Below are 20,099 nucleotides of genomic sequence, written 5' to 3'. Positions count from 1 at the left end.
CTCCTATTTGCAATATAAAAGTTTGACGTTTTTCCTTCCCATTTTATAGTAAATAATGGATAAAATCAAGTCTAGACAGATTGTTTTGACAATTCTAATCTTTTTTAAAAACTAAAAACTAGTCTTCTGAGACTAGTTATTTTCAAGATAAAACTCAAAGCGTTCACCCACGTATTGACTCTTTACATATTCAAAAGCCGTCCCATCTTCAAGATAAGAGACCTGAGTCAAGGCTAAAATGGCATGTCCTTTTTCGATTCCTAAGTAATGGGCAATCTTTTCCTTAGCCAATCTCGCATAAATGGTCTGTTGGGATTTTCCAATTCGGTAATCATGTTCTTGCAAGGTCTGAAAGAAATGACTGGTTACTTCTTCTTTTTTAAAATTCTTAATAAACTTTTCGGGGATAGAAGCCACTTCATAAACAAGCGGAACTTGATCAGCGTAACGCACTCGTTCCATACGGATGATATTTTCAGTTGGTGAGATACCCAGCTTTGCCACTTCCTGCTCGTTGGGAATGGTTCTCCTATAAGAAATCAGCTGACTAGAAGGAACCTTTCCTTGGGCTTTGACAATCTCCGTAAAACTAGTGGTTCCACGCATTTTTTCTTGAACTCGAGTGCTAGAAACAAAGGTTCCGCTTCCTACACGACGCTCCAAAACTCCCTCCTCAACCAAGAGAGAGATGGCTTGTCGCAAGGTCATCCGACTAACTTGAAACTGGTCTGCAAGATCCCGTTCACTTGGAAGCCTTTCTCCTATCTTCCAACAATGCTCGTCGATATCTTTTTTTATCTGATCGTGGATTTTCATATAAGCTGGTAACATGCTTTTCACTTCTTTTCTCTATTTTCTCTATTGTACCGTATTTAATTAGAAAAAGTCAAACTTTGCCTTGTTTAGTTGGTAATTCGCCCTCATTTGTGATAAAATATTGAAAAAGATATTTCTTTTGAGAAAGGAAAAAGATGAGCAACATTTCAACTGATTTGCAAGATGTCGAAAAAATCATCGTACTGGACTATGGTAGCCAATACAACCAGCTAATTTCACGCCGTATCCGTGAAATTGGTGTTTTTTCAGAGTTAAAAAGCCATAAAATTTCAGCTGCAGAGGTTCGTGCCATTAACCCTGTAGGAATCATTCTCTCAGGTGGACCAAATTCTGTTTATGAAGAGGGTTCATTTGATATTGACCCAGAAATTTTTGAACTTGGGATTCCAATTTTGGGAATTTGCTATGGTATGCAACTTCTTACTCACAAACTTGGAGGTAAGGTTGTCCCAGCAGGTGATGCTGGAAACCGCGAGTATGGTCAATCCCCACTTACTCATACCACTTCTGCCCTCTTTGAAGGGACTCCTGAAGAACAGATTGTTCTGATGAGCCACGGTGATGCGGTTACTGAAATCCCTGCTGACTTTGTCCGTACAGGAACTTCCGCTGACTGTCCTTATGCAGCTATTGAAAACCCTGATAAGCACATCTATGGTATCCAATTCCACCCAGAGGTTCGCCATTCTGTCTATGGAAATGATATCCTTCGCAACTTTGCCCTTAACATCTGTAAAGCTAAGGGTGACTGGTCAATGGACAACTTCATCGACATGCAGATCAAGAAAATCCGTGAGACAGTCGGTGATAAACGTGTCCTTCTCGGTCTATCTGGTGGTGTTGACTCTTCTGTCGTTGGCGTTCTTCTTCAGAAAGCAATCGGCGATCAATTGATCTGTATCTTTGTAGACCACGGTCTTCTCCGTAAAGGGGAAGCAGACCAAGTTATGGAGATGCTTGGTGGTAAGTTTGGTTTGAACATCGTCAAAGCAGATGCTGCTAAACGTTTCCTTGATAAACTTGCAGGCGTATCTGATCCAGAGCAAAAACGGAAAATCATCGGTAACGAGTTTGTTTATGTCTTTGATGATGAAGCAAGCAAGCTCAAAGATGTGAAATTCCTTGCCCAAGGAACACTTTACACTGACGTGATTGAGTCTGGAACTGATACAGCTCAAACCATCAAGTCACACCACAACGTAGGTGGTCTTCCAGAAGACATGCAGTTCGAACTTATCGAGCCACTCAACACCCTTTATAAGGATGAAGTTCGCGCTCTCGGAACGGAGCTTGGTATGCCAGACCACATCGTATGGCGTCAACCATTCCCTGGACCAGGACTTGCTATCCGTGTCATGGGTGAAATCACTGAAGAAAAACTTGAAACAGTCCGTGAATCAGACGCAATCCTTCGTGAAGAAATCGCTAAAGCAGGACTTGACCGTGATATCTGGCAATACTTCACTGTCAACACAGGCGTTCGTTCAGTCGGTGTTATGGGTGATGGTCGTACATATGACTATACAATTGCCATTCGTGCTATCACCTCTATCGATGGTATGACTGCTGACTTTGCCAAAATTCCTTGGGAAGTCCTTCAAAAAATCTCTGTTCGTATCGTTAATGAAGTCGACCACGTTAACCGTATCGTCTACGATATCACAAGTAAACCACCTGCAACCGTTGAGTGGGAATAGAGTTAATGAGCTAAAAAAGCCCTAGAAATCAATATTTCTAAGGCTTTTTATTTTGCTTTAACAACAAATACTAAAATTCTTCCTCTAAACTATACTCAGCTTTTATACGTTGGAGAATATGTGGTAAACTGAGTTATAGTAATGAATCTCTTTCTAGTAATGTGTTGCAACTCTACTATAACTGATTTATTCCTTTTTGTATTTATACAACTTATTTTACGCTACCTTTATTTTTGTGATATAATGTCAAATTATAAAGTGGAGGTAATTTAAAATGATTAATAGAGTAATTGAACAATATGCAAAACAAGATAATCTTGACATTAGAGTAAAACTACATAAGAAGTATTCAAAAAATAAATTGGGCTTTAATAATTGGATTTTTTCTAACTACCAAATTACCGATGAAATTAACGTTCTAGAATTGGGATGCGGCACAGGAGAACTGTGGAAAAGTAATCTTGATTCTATAAACAAGATGAAGCAATTGGTAATTACGGATTTTTCTAGTGACATGGTAGAAACTACTAGGGCAGTGATTGGAAATAGAGACAATGTCAATTATGAAATAATGGATATCCAAAATGTTTCTTTTGAGAAAGAAACGTTTGATATTGTTATTGCTAATATGCTTCTACATCATGTAAATGACATTCCTAAAGCTCTCTCTGAAGTGAATAGAGTTTTAAAAAACGGGGGCATTTTTTATTGTGCTACATTTGGTGAAAATGGGGTTGTAGATTATTTGGCAAGCTTATTTAAAGATGAGGTTGTTCAAGATTTAGAAAATAAAACTTTTACTTTACAAAATGGAAAGACTTATTTAAATAGGCATTTTGACACTGTGGAAAAATTAATTTATGATGACGAGCTACAGGTAACAAGTATAGACGATCTAGTTCAATATATTCAATCCTTGAAAGGAATTTCAGAAATAGGTTCACTAGAAGAGGGAATTATTCGTAAAAGATTGGAAAGGGAGTTTAATAATGGTGTGTTAGTCATTCCTAAAGAATATGGCATGTTTATAGCTCGAAAAGAAAATTAAGGGGACTAAATTGTGAAACATTACAGAGAGCTTTTCGATATTTTAGAAAATTAATCGAATATTCTTTAAGCATGCTATAGCTGATTCTATATCAAAATCTCAACTTTTTAGATTTGAAAGGGAGAAAATGAAATTTCTATTTCAACATTTTTTGAATTATTAGGAATCAAAAGTTTAATCAGATCGACCTCATTAGTCAGACAAAACTTTAGATCGAATCTTTTTAATATACTGATTGTAATTAAATTTACTCTTTCTGATATTATTATCACTCACCACTACTTTTCCAGCCATTCTGGTTACTTCTTCTCTCATAGCATTTGCTTTTAAATTGGAGTATCTTCCGAGACTCCCTTTTTAAATCCCTAAAACCATGATATAATATAATAAGTACAAGTCCAATAACCTGACTATAAAAGTCAGCGATAAAGATTTCTTACATCATCCGTAAGTGTTATTCTACTCTGATTCATACTATAATGAAAGTAACAAAAGATGGAGGTGTTTCACATGGAAACAATTTTACGAGTAGAATCATTAAAAAAGCATTATGGAAAAGAGCCGAATATCACCAAGGCCTTGAACGGTATATCTTTTCAAGTTGTCAAAGGTGAGTTCTTAGGGATTATGGGGAGTAGTGGATCTGGGAAAACAACCCTTCTTAACTGTCTCGCCACTATCATCAAGCCAACTGACGGGTCCATTCAAATGCAAGAAAAGGACTTAGGTCAGTTAAAAGGTAGTCAGTTAGCTGATTATCGTGGTAAGGAAATCGGCTACCTCTTTCAGAATTTTGAGCTTTTGGACAATCTGACAGCCAAAGAAAATATTTTACTTCCCTTGTCTTTGCACAAGGTAGATGCCAACGAAAGCAAGGTTCGGTTAGAATTACTTTCCCAATATCTGGATATTTCTGAACTTCTGGATAAGTTCCCTTCTCAATTATCAGGTGGTCAACGGCAAAGGGTGGCTGCTGCGCGTGCTTTGATTTTAGACCCTAAGATTGTATTTGCAGATGAGCCCACAGGAGCTTTGGATTCAAAAAATGCGACCATTTTGATGCAAAAATTAGCTGAAATGAATCAATTGGAAGAGACCACCATTCTTATGGTGACTCACGATTCCATCGCTGCCAGCTTTTGCAACCGCATCTTGTTTATCCAAGATGGAAAACTATTCCATGAAATCCGACGCGATTATCCAAGAGAGAGTCAGGAAGATTTTTACCACAGAATACTAAAGGTCATGGCTACGCTGGCTGGAGGTGATGGCAATGTTTTCTAAATTAATTTCAAGAAACAGCAAGAGGGATCGAAAGAATAATGGCTTGTATTTCAGTTCCATGGTTCTTTCTATCATCTCCTTTTACATCATCCTTTCTTTGTCTCATCAAGATGTGATGGTATTTCTAAAACAAATAGAGAGTCATGCTGTAGATAAACTTTTTAGCATGATTCCCATTCTTTATGTAGCAACACTCTTTATTCTCTTTTTTCTAGTCTACTTCGCAAGCAGTATGCAGATGGAAAGGAGAAAACATGAATTTGGTGTCTATCTCACACTGGGAATGCGAAGAAGCAAACTGTTCTTGCTACTTCTGCTCGAGGATTTGAGAAATAGTGTCCTTGCCCTTGGAATAGGCCTTCCTATTTCCATCTTAATTTCAGAACTGATTAGCCTAATAACCGCTAAAATTGTGGGGCTAGGGATTATTGAGCATCAATTTTCTCTATCTACTACAGCTCTACTCTATACAGTCATCGGCTTCCTAGCCGTCAAATTAGCTGTCTTTGTCCTTTTAAGTGCAAAGACGGCCAATAAGGAAATCGGAAACCTGCTATCCTATTCTCCTTCTGGGATGAAAAAACTACTCCCAAAGGGTGTGTACCTTCTTGCTTCTGTCCTCGGAATTTTGCTTCTAGGAACAGCCTATTACATGGGTATGAGTGGACGAGCTTGGGAGAGTGTCATAACCATGGGCATCACCGTTCTCTTAGGAACTCTGGGAACTATCCTACTCTTCTTTGGTATGCGTTTATTTATAGACTTTTTGGTCAAACTTGGAAACAATCGAAAACTTCATGCCTATAATTTTAGACAGATTCAGGAATTAGTTATCCAGCGCTCAACTATACTGGCTGTCTGCTCCCTCTTAATCTTCTCTGCCTTGTGCCTCTTTGGAGCAGGTGTTGCTATTGCAAGTGGCAATTCAGGCAATCAAACCCACGTATTGGATTATACATTTAGAGATAGCAAGCAGGAAACAGATGAAAATCTTGATGTAAATGCAGTTAAAAAAGAGCTTGAAGATGCCGGACTAGTATCACAGTTTTCAAAGATTCTGCAAATCAAAGTAGGCACACCTAAAGAACACAAGTCCGTGTCCTTCGAAGAGGTCATCAAGGAGTTGAAAAAGCAAAAAGACAGCAAGAACAAGGAAATTTTGCTCCATAAATTTAAACAGTCTACTAATTCCCACCTCATGCCTGTTTCCGAATACAATGAACTTAGAAAGGCTGCCAATCTCCCTCCTCTAGAATTAACTAGTAAGGAAGCATATTTGTATATGGGGAAAGATTTTCTGCCAGATGAAAGTCTCGTCAACTCTGTCCTAAAGACAAAGCCTCAAATCAAAGTCATGGAAAATGATGTAAAATTGATTGGAGAGGTGGAGTCTTTGCCAATCGTAACGGATCGTGAGATCACCCTCTCTGTTGCCCTCATAGTCCCAGATGAGACCTTTATGAGCTATACAGATGGTCACTATTCGAACTATGTCAGCGGTATCTTGGCTCCTGAGCTGGTCAAGGAAAAAGGCTTGATGAGAGCTATCTCAGATACCAATGAAAAGCTAAATCAAACCTCTCTTGGCTATGAAAGCTATATACAAAATATGGGAAGACAACTATTTTACATTATCTCTGCCAGCTATATCACTATCTATCTAGCTATCATCTTCCTTGTTGTGGCAAATACAATCATTGGCGTTCAATTTTTGATGGGTCAGAGACAATCCTACAGACGATACCAAACCTTGATCCATCTTGGAGCCAACTACGAAACTCTTTGTAAATCGTCAGAAAAGCAAATCAATTGGTATTTCGGTCTGCCAATAGCCCTTGCACTTATCAGTAGTAGCTTTGGAGTGAGCTCCCTCCTCACAGGAATAGTACCAGCTAGTGCAAGAATGGTCATGGGACAGAAATTTATCACAGCCATGCTGATAGTACTGCTCTTAGCAGGCTTTGAAGTCATCTATATCAGAATTGTAAAGAAAAATAGCAACAAGTACTTATTGTCCTTAATGGAACCCAAAAGAGATGAATAAGGTAGAATAAATTAGAAAAAGGAGGAACCGATATGAAGCATATTCTGGTAATTGAAGATGAAGCCTTGATTCGAGATGAAATTGTTATCTTGTTAGAGAAAGCAGGTTATCAAGTTGATAAGTTGACTGACTTCAAAGAAACAAGCCAGCAAGTGCTGCAATACGATACAGATCTAATCATACTGGATTTGAATTTGCCAGGAGAAACAGGTTTTCAAATTTGTAAAAATCTCAAGTCAAAATGCTCTGTGCCTATATTGGTTCTCACCTCCCGTGAACAACTAAAAGATGAGATCTACGCCCTAAAATTAGGGGCAGATGAGTACCTAACAAAACCTTTCAAAAAAGAAAGATTCTTGGCACGTATAGAAAATATCTTGAAACGCTATGAAGGCAGACAAAATCTACTTGAAAAAGATAATTTTCTGCTGGATAGACAGACCTATACCCTTTATATCAACGGACATTCGATTTTACTACCCCAAAATCAAGGGAAATTGTTAGAAACCTTATTAGTGGCAACTGATTCTGTCGTCACAAAAGAAGAACTAAGCATGAAACTGTGGAATACAACTGAGTTCATCGATGAAAATGCCCTACAAGTAAATATTGCAAGGCTGAAAAAGGTGATGAAACAGGCTGGTATTGCCCTTCAAGTTAAGTCCGTCAGAGGTATTGGTTACAAGCTAGAAGAGGTAAGTCCAGATGAAACCTAATCTAAAATATCTAGCTGCCTATCTGCCTTGGTTACTTGTTCTCTTAGCATTTGATCTATTTACAGCAATTCTGCTTTGGCTTTCAGATGTGAGAATGTTTCAAGCCCTCATCCTTCTCTATATTTTAGCCACCGTCCTGCTCTTTTTCATCCTATCATTTCTACTTATAAGAAAAGAAAGAAAAAAATCCGCTGCCTATAAAGCCTTCATAGCCAATCCCAAGGTCGATACTGAGCTGGAATTATTGCATTTATCAAGTGCCTCAGAGAAAGAAAGCATTGAAAAAATGGCAGATATACTTTATCAAAAGCAAGCTGAAATAGGAAAGCTCAACTCATTACTAGCCGAGTATGAGGACTATGTTGAAAAATGGGCACATGAGATTAAACTCCCTCTATCACTTCTTTCTCTCCTTTTAGACAATCAAAGCGACCAGTTGCCGAAGGATACAGCTTTTAAGTTGGACTATGTGAGAAATCAAATCCAAGAAAATGTATCGCAGATCCTATTCTACTACAGGGTGAAAAGTGAGAAAAATGATTTTCTATTTGAAGACCTTGACCTACAAGAGTGTATTCAGAAACTTTTGGAAAACTTTGATCCCTTGCTCAAAGAAAAGAATTTTACGATTAAGTTAGAAAACATACAAAGCACCTGCTACACCGATCAACGCAGTTTTGAATTTATCCTCTCTCAAATTCTCGCCAATGCCCTTAAATATAGCTCTGACAAGCCCGAACTCAGTATTTCTATGTCAAAGGATAAGGAGCGCACAAGTCTGATTATTAGGGATAATGGCTGCGGAGTTAAAGCTTGCGACCTCCCTCATATCTTTGAAAAAGGATTTACAGGTGATTCAGGTGATACAAGGAAAAAATCAACAGGCATGGGCCTCTATCTGGTCAAACAATTAGCAGATGCTTTAAAAATCGAAATCACAGTAAATTCCGAATGGATGCAAGGGTTTGAAATCACTCTTTCTATTTAGTCAATTTTTCGATTAAGAAAATTGCCTAATCATAGAAAGCACATATTTTATATAAAAAAGGAAAGCACTTCTGCTTCCCTTTTTATTTGCGTTTCTTCTTAGCTTTTTTCATTTTGTTGGCCATACGTTTCATAGACTGTTTCATAGCAAATTCGCCGATTTTACCTTTGAGTCCACCACCAAACATCTGGCTCATATCTGGCATTCCTGCTCCTCCTAGAGCTGACATATCAGGCATACCACCTTGTCCCATCATGCCTTCAAGGGCAGACATATCCATTCCTCCCATATTTGGCATGTTTTTTGGAAGATTGTTTGGATTGATTCCCATCTGCTTCATCATTTTGTTCATATCTCCAGACATGACACCTTGCATGAGCTGTTTAGCCTGATTAAAGTCCTTGATAAATTTATTGACTTCGACAAAGGTATTCCCAGAACCTGCAGCGATACGTCGACGGCGACTTGGATTTAACAAATCAGGATTTTCACGCTCTTCAGGTGTCATCGAAGATACGATGGCACGTTTGCGAGCAATCTGGCGCTCATCCACCTTCATATTTTGAAGGGCTGGATTGTTAGCCATACCTGGAATCATCTTGAGCAAGTCTTCCATCGGACCCATATTTTGCACCTGATCCAATTGATCAATGAAATCATTGAAATCAAAGGTGTTTTCACGCATCTTCTCAGCCATTTCAAGGGCTTTTTGCTCATCGTATTCCTGAGAAGCTTTCTCGATCAAGGTCAGCATATCCCCCATACCAAGGATACGGCTTGACATACGATCTGGATGGAAGGTTTCAATATCCGTGATTTTTTCACCAGTACCAGTGAACTTGATTGGTTTTCCAGTGATGTGACGAACAGATAGAGCTGCACCACCACGAGTATCCCCATCAATCTTGGTAAGGATAACACCAGTCACTTCTAACTGAGCATTAAACTCACGGGCGACATTGGCCGCTTCCTGACCGATCATGGCATCAATGACAAGCAGGATTTCGTTTGGTTGAGCCAAGGCCTTAACATCACGAAGCTCATTCATCAAGAGTTCATCAATCTGCAAACGCCCTGCCGTATCAATCAAGACATAGTCGTTGTGATTGGCTTGAGCTTGCTCCAAACCTTGACGAACAATCTCAACAGCCGGAACCTCTGTTCCAAGTGCAAAGACAGGCACATCTATCTGCTGTCCAAGTGTTTTCAGCTGATCGATGGCTGCTGGACGATAAATATCCGCCGCAATCATCAAAGGACGAGCATTTTCTTCCTTCTTGAGTTTATTAGCCAGCTTACCAGCAAAGGTCGTTTTACCAGCTCCTTGCAAACCGACCATCATGATAATCGTAGGAATCTTAGGTGACTTGATAATCTCAGCCGTATCAGATCCTAAAATGGCTGTCAATTCCTCATCAACGATTTTGATAATCTGTTGTGCTGGATTAAGGGTATCAATGACCTCGTGTCCGACTGCACGTTCACGAACCTTCTTGATAAAGTCCTTTACAACTGGCAAAGCAACGTCGGCTTCCAGCAAGGCCAAGCGAATCTCTTTGGTTGCTTCTTGGACATCAGCCTCAGAGATTTTTCCTTTTTTACGTAGATTTTTAAAGACGTTCTGCAAACGTTCCGTTAAACTTTCAAATGCCATTTTTCTTCCTCTTATTCTCTATCATCAATGCTTGTTAAAATTTCTATTTGCTCCTGCAGAAATTCATCCTTGGGATAACGCTCCAAGATCTGGTCAAAAATCTGACCGCGAACAATGTAGTCCGAATACATGTGCAGTTTCATCTCATAATCTTCTAGAATCTTTTCCGTCCGCTTGATATTATCATAGACAGCCTGACGACTGACACCGAACTCTTCAGCAATCTCCGCAAGACTGTAATCATCTGCATAGTAGAGTTCAATATAATTCATCTGCTTATCTGTCAAAAGCGCAGCATAAAATTCAAAAAGCGCATTCATGCGATTGGTTTTTTCGATTTCCATAACTTTTATTATACCAAAAAAACGATTATACTGCTAGAGTAGAATCACTTCAAATGGAGCAAGAACAAAAAAAGAACCTTGCAAAGCAAGATTCTTTTAGTGTCTGACTTAAATAATTGTTCTTCTGGGAACTAAATCGAATTAAGCTTCGATTTCTGTAACCATACCTGAACCAACAGTACGTCCACCCTCACGGATAGAGAATGTAGTACCTTGTTCTACGGCGATTGGGTGGATCAACTCAACGTCGATAGTCACGTTATCACCAGGCATTACCATTTCAGTACCTGCTGGAAGTTCGATTGAACCTGTAACGTCAGTAGTACGGAAGTAGAATTGTGGACGGTAGTTGTTGAAGAATGGAGTGTGACGTCCACCTTCTTCTTTAGTAAGGATGTAAACTTCACCTTTGAATTTAGTGTGTGGGTTGATTGAACCTGGTTTAGCGATAACTTGTCCACGTTCGATTTCGTCACGTTGAACACCACGAAGAAGGACACCTACGTTATCTCCAGCAAGACCTTCGTCAAGTTGTTTACGGAACATTTCAACACCAGTAACAACTGCTTTTTGAGTTTCTTCTTTAATACCAACGATTTCGATTTCATCGTTGACACGAACAGTACCACGATCGATACGTCCTGAAGCAACTGTACCACGTCCAGTGATTGAGAATACGTCTTCGACTGGAAGAAGCAATGGTTTGTCTGTGTCACGTTCTGGTTCTGGGATGTACTCATCAACAGTAGCCATCAATTCCATGATGATGTCTTCGTACTTAGAGTCACCTTCAAGGGCTTTAAGAGCTGAACCTTGGATAACTGGAAGATCGTCACCTGGGAAGTCGTATTCTGACAAGAGGTCACGGATTTCCATTTCAACCAATTCAAGCAATTCTTCGTCGTCTACCAAGTCAATTTTGTTCATGAAGACGATAAGGTGTTTAACACCAACCTGACGTGAAAGAAGGATGTGCTCACGAGTTTGTGGCATTGGTCCGTCAGTTGAAGCTACTACAAGGATAGCTCCGTCCATTTGAGCGGCACCAGTGATCATGTTTTTAACGTAGTCCGCGTGTCCTGGAGCGTCGATGTGGGCATAGTGACGTTTTTCAGTTTCGTACTCAACGTGCGCAGTGTTGATAGTGATACCGCGTTCGCGTTCTTCTGGAGCAGCATCGATAGACGCATAGTCTTTAGGTTGGTTAACTGCTGAAGGCAAGCGACGTGCCAATACAGTTGTGATAGCTGCAGTCAAAGTAGTTTTACCGTGGTCAACGTGTCCGATAGTACCAATGTTAACGTGTGGTTTACTACGATCGTATTTTTCTTTTGCCATTTGAGTAAAAGCCTCCAATAAAATATATTTTATAGATAGACAGTAGGCAATACAGTCTAACTTTCCTTACTATTTTATCAAATTTCAGCTAAATTGCAAGTGTTTTACACACATTTTGTGAATTATTCTAAATCTCATAATTTCCCATTCTTTTCCAACAGAATCATTTAAAATACTTTTGACCAGTCTAACCTCAAGTCTTTTTATCAAAAAAAATCAGGTCTCCCTGATTTTTAGATTGATTCTGATTTTTCTTGTTCTTTTTCTTGGGCTTCTTTATGATTTTCATATAATTTCGCCAAGAACTTAGTAATTTCTTTTAGGATAGAATAAGTTGGCACTGCTACAATCATTCCGATAACACCATAAATATTGCTAGAAAGTAAGAGAAGGACCAGAATGGTGATTGGATGAACTTTCATAACCCCTCCGACGATACGAGGGTAGAGGATATTCCCGTCCACCTGTTGAATAATCAGCATATAAATTACTGCAATGAGAACTCTGTGCGGATCAGTAAAGACATTGGCAATAATCATAGGAATCAGACCGATACTTGGACCAACATAGGGAATCAGATTTGCCAAACCAGAAAAAATGGCAAAGACTAGAGCATATTTTAAACCAATCGTACTGTATCCAATATAAGCTAAACATCCGATAATAACAGCATCAATCGCAATCCCACTGATATAACGTGCGATAGTGGCGTTCAAATTCTTCAATAGACTGGAGAAGTTTAATTTATCATGTTTTAGGACTGTTCGTTCCAACATTGGAAGAAACTTATGACCATCAAGTAAGAAATAAATCAAAAAGACTGGTGTCATAATGAGAATCAAAACAGTACTAAACAAAGCTGAAAGAACGCTGCCTAAACTATTGCTCACACTGTTGAGAATGTTTTGTAAAATATCAATGTAAGATAAATTCAACTGTTGAATGGTTTTTTGAATATCAATATTTTGAAAGATTGGATTCATTGATAAATCATATATCAAATCTTGCAAGCGGCTATAGATATTCTGGCTAGAAATAATCAAGCTTGTCAACTGATTGATCAAAATCGGTAGCAAGTAGACTACCCCTACTACTATTGTACCAATCAAGGCACAAAGAGTGATGAGCACACCTATCAAACGATTGACTTTACATTTCTTTTCTAAAAATGTTACGATGGGATTTGTCAGGTAATAGAAAAATCCTCCGAGCAAAAATGGAATCATAATGGTATTAGCTACCATCACAAAAGGTGTGACAATCGCTCCCATCTCTCTCCAAAGGTAGAAAATAAGAGTTAATAGTAAAATTTCAGCTGTCCAAAAAAATAACTTGTTTCTACGGAACATAGGCGCCTCCTTCTTTTTATTTTACCATAATTCTTCAAAAAGATAAGATGGTTTTACCATAAAAACGAGAATATTTTTTCGCTTTGTGATAGAATAAAACTACTATGAAGAAAATAATTTTATCCTTACTAACTCTTATCATTTTTGGGACAGCCATTCCTACTGTATCTGCGCAAGATTTTGATGTTGCTGCCAAGCATGCCATTGCTGTTGAAGCAAACACTGGGAAAATTCTCTACGAAAAAGATGCTACTCAAGCTGTTGAAATTGCCTCTATCACCAAGATTCTCACTGTCTACCTAGTCTATGAAGCCTTGGAACAAGGTACAATTAGCCTATCTACCCCAGTTGATATCTCTGACTATCCATACCAACTCACAACCAATTCTGAGGCGAGTAATGTCCCTATGGAAGCGCGCAAGTATACAGTGGAACAATTATTGGAAGCAACTCTAGTATCAAGTGCCAATAGTGCAGCCATTGCTCTTGCTGAAAAAATTGCTGGTTCAGAGAAAGACTTCGTTGACAAGATGAGGGCGAAACTTCTTGAATGGGGTATCAAAGATGCTACTATTGTCAATACTACTGGACTTAATAACGAAACACTTGGAAATAATATCTATCCTGGTTCTAAAAAGGATGAGGAGAATAAGCTAAGCGCTTACGATGTTGCAATCATCGCTCGAAACCTCATCAGAGATTACCCTCAAGTTTTAGAAATCACCAAGAAATCTTCATCAACATTTGCTGGTATGGAAATTCACTCTACTAACTATATGTTGGAAGGAATGCCAGCATATCGAGGTGGAGTTGATGGGCTCAAAACTGGTACAACAGACAAGGCAGGTGCTTCTTTCGTTGGAACAACTACCGAAAAAGGTATGCGAATCATCACAGTTGTCTTAAACGCTGACCAGCAAAACAGCAATCCTTACGCTCGCTTTACTGCTACTTCTTCCCTTTTGGACTATATAACATCTAATTATGCTCTCAAAACGATTGTCCAGAAGGGAGAGGCCTACAAAGATAGTAAAGTTTCTGTACTTGATGGGAAGGAAGATACCGTAACTGCTGTTGCTAAATCTGATATCACTGTCATACAACGATTGGGAAGTCGAGCATCATCAAGCCTGCAGTTCACTCCAAAAACCAAGGCCGAGACAGCGCCACTAGAAGCTGAAACTGTTGTTGGCCATCTAACCTATGATGACCAAGATTTGGTGGGTCAAGGCTACCTCACTTCTGAAAAACCATCTTTTGAAATGGTTTCTGAAAAGAAAATTGAAAAAGCCTTCTTCTTAAAAGTTTGGTGGAATCAATTCATCCGCTTTATCAATGAAAAATTATAAAAAAATCGCGATTCTTCGCGATTTTTTCGTATTCTTTAATTCATTTCATCTCTTTAAAAGCTGCTTCAGCATCTGCATTGCTAATAGCACCAAATTGGATTTTCCCGATTTTTCCTTGACTGTCAATCAAGTATTCTGTTGGAATACTACGAATTTGGTAGGCTTGGAAGGTAGTTGCCTTGGTATCATATAGAACTGGTACATCCTTGTAACCTTGTTCTTGGTACCATTTCGGAAACTCTTCAACTGTTTTTTCACCTTGTAGACCTGGTGCGACGACACTTAGTATTTCAAAATCTCGATCTTGTTTTGCAGCTAATTCCATCAACTCTGGCATACTCTTTCGACAAGGTCCACACCAAGAGGCCCAAAATTTCAAATAGACTTTTTTACCTTTATAGTCTGATAACTTGACTTCTTTACCATCCATGGACTGCAAGGTGAAGTCTGGCGCATCCTTTCCTACTGCGATTTGTTGTACAGTAGACTGTTTGGAACTTTCCGTTTGTTTGGTTTCTTTTTCGCCACAGGCAATCAACAAAAATAAAGACATGAGGCTCAATCCAGCAAAAATAACTTTTTTCATTTTTTCTCCTTTTATCCAAGAATTCCTGACAAGGCATTTAACTGTCCTAGCATTAATAATAATCCCATCAAAATAATCAGAGCTCCCCCGATTTTCTTTAGTAGAATCATATGGGGTTTTAGTTTGCTAAAATAGGGCATTATCCAGCCCGAAGCCAAGGCTAAAACAAGGAAAGGAAGAGCCATTCCCAATGTGTAAACTAAGGTTAGTATAGCTCCTTGCCAAGCACCATTTCCTCCTGAAGCTGCAAGAGCCAAGACAGAACTTAAAACGGGTCCGATACAAGGCGTCCAACCAAAACTAAAGGTTATCCCAAGTAAAAAAGCTGATAGATAATGATTTGACTTTGATTGTTTGAAAGTGACTGTCTTTTGAACTTCCAGTTTATTGAAATGCAAGATTTCCATCTGGTGAAGCCCCAAAAGAATAATGACTGTCCCCATAGCATAACGAAACCAGTCAGCATAGAGCATGTGCCCTAGGAATCCAGCTCCAAATCCCAAAATAAAGAAAATAAGAGAGATTCCAGCAATAAAGCACAAGGTCCGAATTAAGCCCGACCATGCAACCTCTCTTCCGAAAAATCGAAAGCTTTTCGAATTTCCCTGATCATCCAGTAAAATACCAGCATAGACTGGTAGCAAAGGGAAGATGCAGGGTGAAAAGAAAGACAGAATGCCGGCTAAAAAAACGGATACTAAAAATATAATAGACTCCAACGAATTACCTACTTTCTCAAAATTCTAATCTTATTTTACTACAAAAGAAAAAATTTGTAAGAAGTCTGCTACGCTTGTTTGTTTTATCTAAACTTGACACAAAAAAAGGAGCTAAGCTCCTTTCATTTTAATACGTTCCTTCTTCACCTTGGCTGGTCAAGATAACAGGACCGTCTTTGGTAATCACGAACTGGTGTTCATATTGGCAAGACAGGCCGCCATCTATAGTCTTATGAGCCCAGCCAGTCTTCATATCTGTATCAATTTCCCAGTCACCAGTATTGATCATGGGTTCAATGGTTAGTACCATTCCTTCACGAAGACGGAGTCCACGACCTGCTACACCGTAGTTAGGAACCATTGGCTCTTCGTGCATAGTTGGTCCAACACCATGTCCAACCAAATCACGTACGACACCGTAACCGCGACTTTCAGCATATTCCTGAATTGCTGCACCGATATCACCGATACGATTCCCAACAACTGCTTGCTCAATCCCTATATACATAGCTTCCTTGGTCACGTCCATCAGGTTTTTCACTTCTTCAGATGGTGTACCAACTGCATAAGCCCAACATGAGTCTGCTAAACCACCAGTATAACTTTGGGTGTATTTTTTCATTTGCTCAACATTGTTAAAGTTAAGTTTAGATACATTAAGATCGGATTTTGCTATCGGACCACCCAGTACCATGTCAACCTTGAGCAAGTCTCCATCTTTCAAGATATAGTGACGTGGAAAAGCATGAGCAACTTCGTCATTAAGAGAGCAACAAGTGGCATAGGGATAATCCATGACTGCGCCATCCACGCCAATCTGTAGAGGAAGGAAATTCTCCTCTTTACAACGTCGACGAACATACTCTTCAACTTCCCACATATCCACGCCTGGCTTAATCAAATCACGTAAGCCGATATGGATACTCGCTAGGAAATCACCTGCCTTGTCCATGGCTTCGATTTCACGTGCTGATTTTAAAGTTATCATTTTTTCTCCTAGATTCTAATTGATTTTAACTGTAACATTTGCTTTTGAAACAATCTGATGACCATGATAAATATCATAATCAATAATAGCTGAGCGTCTCGTGTGGTGAATAATACGTGCCTGAATCCGCAGAGTATCATCTATCTGCACAGCCTGTAAGAAGTAAATTAGCATCTGCTCGATGATGAGATTGCGTCTACTATTTGCCACCAAATCCTGTGTCATATGAGTTAAAATTTCAGCAAGAACACCATTTGCTAAAACCCCGTTTTTCTCAAGCATAAAGGGTTCAACTGTAATCACAACTTCGTCGTGATGATAAGACAACTTTTGTCCAATTTGCTCTGAAAAAGTCGGCAAAGCCGAAACTTGAGAGCGGCTCATCTTATCCATGACATCTCGTCTCGTTACAACTCCGAGCAAAGTTTGATTGCTTCTCACTACCGGAACCATTTCAAAGTCTTCTGCTATCATCCGTTGACTGACGTTGGCAATATTGGTCGCTAATCCTGTCACAAAAATGCTGCGCGTCATCACCTTATCAATCGTCGTGCTGGGGGATTTGTCTCCTGCATCACGCATGGTAACAACCCCAACAACCACTTGGTGCTGATTGATGACTGGGAAACGACTACTTCTGTTCTTACGTACCAAGTCTAGATAGTCTTTCACTGTGTCCGTTTCTCTTAAGAAACCATACTCATGACTTGGACGATAGAGCTTTTCAACGGTTAAAATATCTGTCTTAATCTGCACATTTGAGAGAGCTCTATTGATCATGGTCGCTACTGTAAAAGTATCATGCTTGCTTCGTAAAACAGGGATACCTTTCTGATTGGCAAGAGCTAGTACATCCTCGTGCACATGAAAGCCACCCGTTACAAGGACCGCATTTTCATTTTCCAGAGCTAAAAGTTGAATACGAGTACGGTCTCCGACGATTAACAAACCACCATCATTCAGATAGGACAAGATATTCTGCTCAGTCATAGCCCCAATGGAGAATTTGCTAAATTCTCTATCCAGCCCTTCTTGACCAGCCAAAACTTCAGATGAGGTTACTTCTGCAATCTCTGCATAGGTCAGTTTTTCAATAGCCACTTTCTGAGATTTGACACGAATGGTCCCACTACGAGGTCGAGTTTCTACAATTCCACGGTTTTCAGCTTCTTTAATGGCACGATAAGCCGTCCCATCACTGACACCTAGGTGATTTGAAATACTACGAACACTAACTCTCTTACCAATTGGTAGCTCTTCCAGATAACTTAAGATTTCTTGGTGTTTACTCACTGAATTCTCCTTTAACGTATCGAAATTCAAGGTAGTCTCTCATTTTACGTGTATAGCGATCGCTCCCCTTGAATTGGCGAAAAAGACTAAAACCTGCTTTTTGAGCCACTTTTTGGCTAGCCTCATTTTCCAAATGGGTGATAATTGACAGCTGTCTGAGATCAAATTCTTCAAATGAAAGCTGACAAAGTTTGGTAACTACTTCTGTCATAAAACCTTGTGACCAAGAATCTTTTTTTAAGAAATATCCAATCTCAGCTTCTTTTTTGATTTCGTCTATTTTTTCAAACTTGATGGAACCAATCATTTCCTGATTGTCTTTGCTACAAATTGCCCAGACACCCAGAGGAGCCTTCATAAAATAGTTAGCAAGAGCATATTGACTCTCCTCCAAACTTGCTTGGCAAGGAAAAATAAATTGCAGATTTTCAGGATTCGAAGCAATCTCATAAAAAGCTTGACTGTCACTAAAAAAGAAAGGACGCAAATACAAGCGCTCCGTTTCAAAGAAAGAAAACATTGCTAATTTGGTCCAAATATTCATAATCACCTCAACGGCTTAGTCTTCAACGAGTGTAATATCCGCTCCAAGACTACGTAATTTTTCAATAATATCTGAGTAACCACGAAGGATAAACTCAATATTTGTAATTTCAGTCTGACCTTGAGCCATCAAACCAGCGATGACAAGTGCAGCACCAGCACGAAGATCTGTAGCTTTCACCTTGGCACCATGTAGAACACGCCCACCAGTGTAGAAAATATGGTCATTTGTAGTCGTAATATTCGCATCCATTTTTGCTAACTCAAAGACATGGTTGACACGTTTTTCGTAAATGGTATCAATAATAGTTCCACGACCTTGAGCAGTTAGTAAAAGTGGCGTGATAGGCTGTTGCAAATCGGTTGCAAACCCTGGATAGGGAGCTGTTTTGATATTGATGGCCTTCAAATCAGACTGTTCTTCAACGAAGATACTATCCTCAGAGACTGTCATGCGAACGCCCATTTCCTCTAGTTTGGCGATAAAACCTTCTAAATGCTCATAGAGAACATTGTTAATACGAATTCCTTTACCAACCGCTGCAGCAAGTGAAATATAGGTTCCTGCTTCAATGCGGTCTGGAATGACTTGATGACGCGTCCCATGAAGTTGCTCGACACCATCGATGATGATAATATCAGTCCCTGCACCACGAATGTGAGCCCCCATGTTATTCAAAAGGGTAGCTACATCGATGATTTCTGGTTCACGGGCCGCATTTTCAATGACAGTACGTCCCTTAGCTTTTACTGCAGCAATCATGGTGTTAATAGTTGCACCAACGCTGACAGTATCCATATAGATACTTGCGCCGTGAAGTCCCTTACCCTGAGCAGACAAATTCATATTGTCTCCCTCATAGCTCACCTTAGCTCCCATGGCTTCAAAAGCTTTTAAGTGAAGGTCAATCGGACGAGGTCCCAAATCACATCCACCAGGAAGTCCAACTGTAGCTTCACCAAAGCGACCTAACAGACTTCCATAGAAATAATAAGATGCACGAAGGCTATTGATCTTGCCATAAGGCATTGGAATATTCTGAACACCTCTAGGATCAATCTCCAGAACATCATCGTAGCGTTTTACTTTTGCTCCCATGATTTCCATAATTTCGACAAGACTAGCAACGTCTGAAATATCTGGGACACAATCCAAAGTGACAACATCATCTGCCAGTATAATAGCAGGGATTAATGCTACAACACTATTCTTAGCACCGCTAATGGTGATCTCACCTTGCAATGGATGTCCACCATTGATGACAATTTTTCTCATGTTATACTCTTTCAAAATTTACTAAAAAGGTCTTTACATTCTATTA

The 20,099-nt window shown here is 39.4% G+C and carries 18 protein-coding genes; 7 read left to right on the top strand and 11 right to left on the bottom strand.

Annotation, left to right across the window (positions count from 1 at the left end; genetic code table 11):
* Positions 1-132 precede the first annotated feature (132 nt).
* A complete protein-coding gene (locus D8801_RS01525; protein WP_125847341.1) occupies positions 133-831 on the bottom strand; it encodes a GntR family transcriptional regulator in 699 nt (232 codons plus the stop codon).
* A gap of 140 nt (positions 832-971) precedes the next feature.
* Between D8801_RS01525 and guaA the strand changes: the two genes are divergently transcribed.
* From guaA to D8801_RS01485, 6 genes are all read left to right on the top strand, one after another.
* Positions 972-2,534 carry a glutamine-hydrolyzing GMP synthase gene (gene guaA / locus D8801_RS01520; protein WP_125847339.1) on the top strand — a complete coding sequence of 521 codons (1,563 nt, stop codon included), beginning with the start codon at positions 972-974 and terminating at the stop codon, positions 2,532-2,534.
* 274 nt (positions 2,535-2,808) lie between these two features.
* Positions 2,809-3,582 carry a class I SAM-dependent methyltransferase gene (locus D8801_RS01515; RefSeq protein WP_125847337.1) on the top strand — a complete coding sequence of 258 codons (774 nt, stop codon included), beginning with the start codon at positions 2,809-2,811 and terminating at the stop codon, positions 3,580-3,582.
* A 510-nt stretch (positions 3,583-4,092) separates the two neighbouring features.
* Positions 4,093-4,866, top strand: coding sequence for an ABC transporter ATP-binding protein (locus D8801_RS01500; protein ID WP_125847335.1), 774 nt, complete (start codon positions 4,093-4,095; stop codon positions 4,864-4,866).
* Positions 4,867-5,032: 166 nt separating this feature from the next.
* Positions 5,033-6,910, top strand: a complete 1,878-nt coding sequence (locus tag D8801_RS01495; protein WP_260468131.1) for an ABC transporter permease — start codon at positions 5,033-5,035, stop codon at positions 6,908-6,910.
* 32 nt (positions 6,911-6,942) lie between these two features.
* A complete protein-coding gene (locus D8801_RS01490) occupies positions 6,943-7,626 on the top strand; it encodes a response regulator transcription factor (RefSeq protein ID WP_125847331.1) in 684 nt (227 codons plus the stop codon).
* Entirely contained in the window at positions 7,616-8,614 is a 999-nt protein-coding gene (locus D8801_RS01485) for a sensor histidine kinase (protein WP_125847329.1), read from the top strand. The genes D8801_RS01490 and D8801_RS01485 overlap by 11 nt, the downstream gene beginning before the upstream one ends.
* 82 nt (positions 8,615-8,696) lie before the next feature.
* Here the strand turns inward: D8801_RS01485 and ffh are convergent, their stop codons facing one another.
* The 4 genes from ffh to D8801_RS01465 all read right to left on the bottom strand — a co-directional run bounded on the left by ffh (position 8,697) and on the right by D8801_RS01465 (position 13,299).
* Entirely contained in the window at positions 8,697-10,268 is a 1,572-nt protein-coding gene (gene ffh / locus D8801_RS01480; RefSeq protein WP_061409165.1) for a signal recognition particle protein, read from the bottom strand.
* A gap of 11 nt (positions 10,269-10,279) precedes the next feature.
* The gene (locus D8801_RS01475) at positions 10,280-10,612 is read right to left on the bottom strand and encodes a putative DNA-binding protein (protein WP_125847327.1); all 333 of its coding nucleotides are present in this window, start codon (positions 10,610-10,612) and stop codon (positions 10,280-10,282) included.
* A 141-nt stretch (positions 10,613-10,753) separates the two neighbouring features.
* Complete coding sequence (gene tuf / locus D8801_RS01470) at positions 10,754-11,950, bottom strand: elongation factor Tu (protein ID WP_093585106.1); 1,197 nt, start codon at positions 11,948-11,950, stop codon at positions 10,754-10,756.
* Between the two features lie 233 nt (positions 11,951-12,183).
* Positions 12,184-13,299, bottom strand: a complete 1,116-nt coding sequence (locus tag D8801_RS01465) for an AI-2E family transporter (RefSeq protein ID WP_125847325.1) — start codon at positions 13,297-13,299, stop codon at positions 12,184-12,186.
* Positions 13,300-13,403: 104 nt separating this feature from the next.
* On the opposite strand from D8801_RS01465, the gene pbp3 reads away from it, so the two are divergent.
* Positions 13,404-14,648 (top strand): D-alanyl-D-alanine carboxypeptidase PBP3, encoded by a 1,245-nt coding sequence (gene pbp3 / locus D8801_RS01460; RefSeq protein ID WP_125847323.1) that lies wholly within the window; start codon positions 13,404-13,406, stop codon positions 14,646-14,648.
* Positions 14,649-14,688: 40 nt separating this feature from the next.
* Here pbp3 and sdbB read toward each other — a convergent pair whose 3' ends face one another.
* The 6 genes from sdbB to D8801_RS01430 all read right to left on the bottom strand — a co-directional run bounded on the left by sdbB (position 14,689) and on the right by D8801_RS01430 (position 20,053).
* Positions 14,689-15,234 carry a thiol-disulfide oxidoreductase-associated lipoprotein SdbB gene (gene sdbB / locus D8801_RS01455; protein WP_125847321.1) on the bottom strand — a complete coding sequence of 182 codons (546 nt, stop codon included), beginning with the start codon at positions 15,232-15,234 and terminating at the stop codon, positions 14,689-14,691.
* Positions 15,235-15,245: 11 nt separating this feature from the next.
* A complete protein-coding gene (ccdA2, locus tag D8801_RS01450) occupies positions 15,246-15,953 on the bottom strand; it encodes a thiol-disulfide oxidoreductase-associated membrane protein CcdA2 (protein WP_125847319.1) in 708 nt (235 codons plus the stop codon).
* Positions 15,954-16,080: 127 nt separating this feature from the next.
* Positions 16,081-16,941, bottom strand: coding sequence for a methionyl aminopeptidase (locus D8801_RS01445; protein ID WP_061453536.1), 861 nt, complete (start codon positions 16,939-16,941; stop codon positions 16,081-16,083).
* A 15-nt stretch (positions 16,942-16,956) separates the two neighbouring features.
* Positions 16,957-18,234, bottom strand: a complete 1,278-nt coding sequence (spxR, locus tag D8801_RS01440) for a CBS-HotDog domain-containing transcription factor SpxR (RefSeq protein ID WP_125847317.1) — start codon at positions 18,232-18,234, stop codon at positions 16,957-16,959.
* The gene (locus D8801_RS01435) at positions 18,227-18,778 is read right to left on the bottom strand and encodes a GNAT family N-acetyltransferase (RefSeq protein ID WP_125847315.1); all 552 of its coding nucleotides are present in this window, start codon (positions 18,776-18,778) and stop codon (positions 18,227-18,229) included. The genes spxR and D8801_RS01435 overlap by 8 nt, the downstream gene beginning before the upstream one ends.
* A gap of 15 nt (positions 18,779-18,793) precedes the next feature.
* On the bottom strand, positions 18,794-20,053 hold the full coding sequence (locus tag D8801_RS01430; protein WP_125847313.1) for a UDP-N-acetylglucosamine 1-carboxyvinyltransferase: 1,260 nt from the start codon (positions 20,051-20,053) through the stop codon (positions 18,794-18,796).
* Positions 20,054-20,099: the final 46 nt, after the last annotated feature.

Source organism: Streptococcus oralis (genome assembly GCF_003943415.1).
GTDB classification, from domain to species: domain Bacteria; phylum Bacillota; class Bacilli; order Lactobacillales; family Streptococcaceae; genus Streptococcus; species Streptococcus oralis_BJ.
This window is presented reverse-complemented; position numbering and strand designations above follow the sequence as displayed.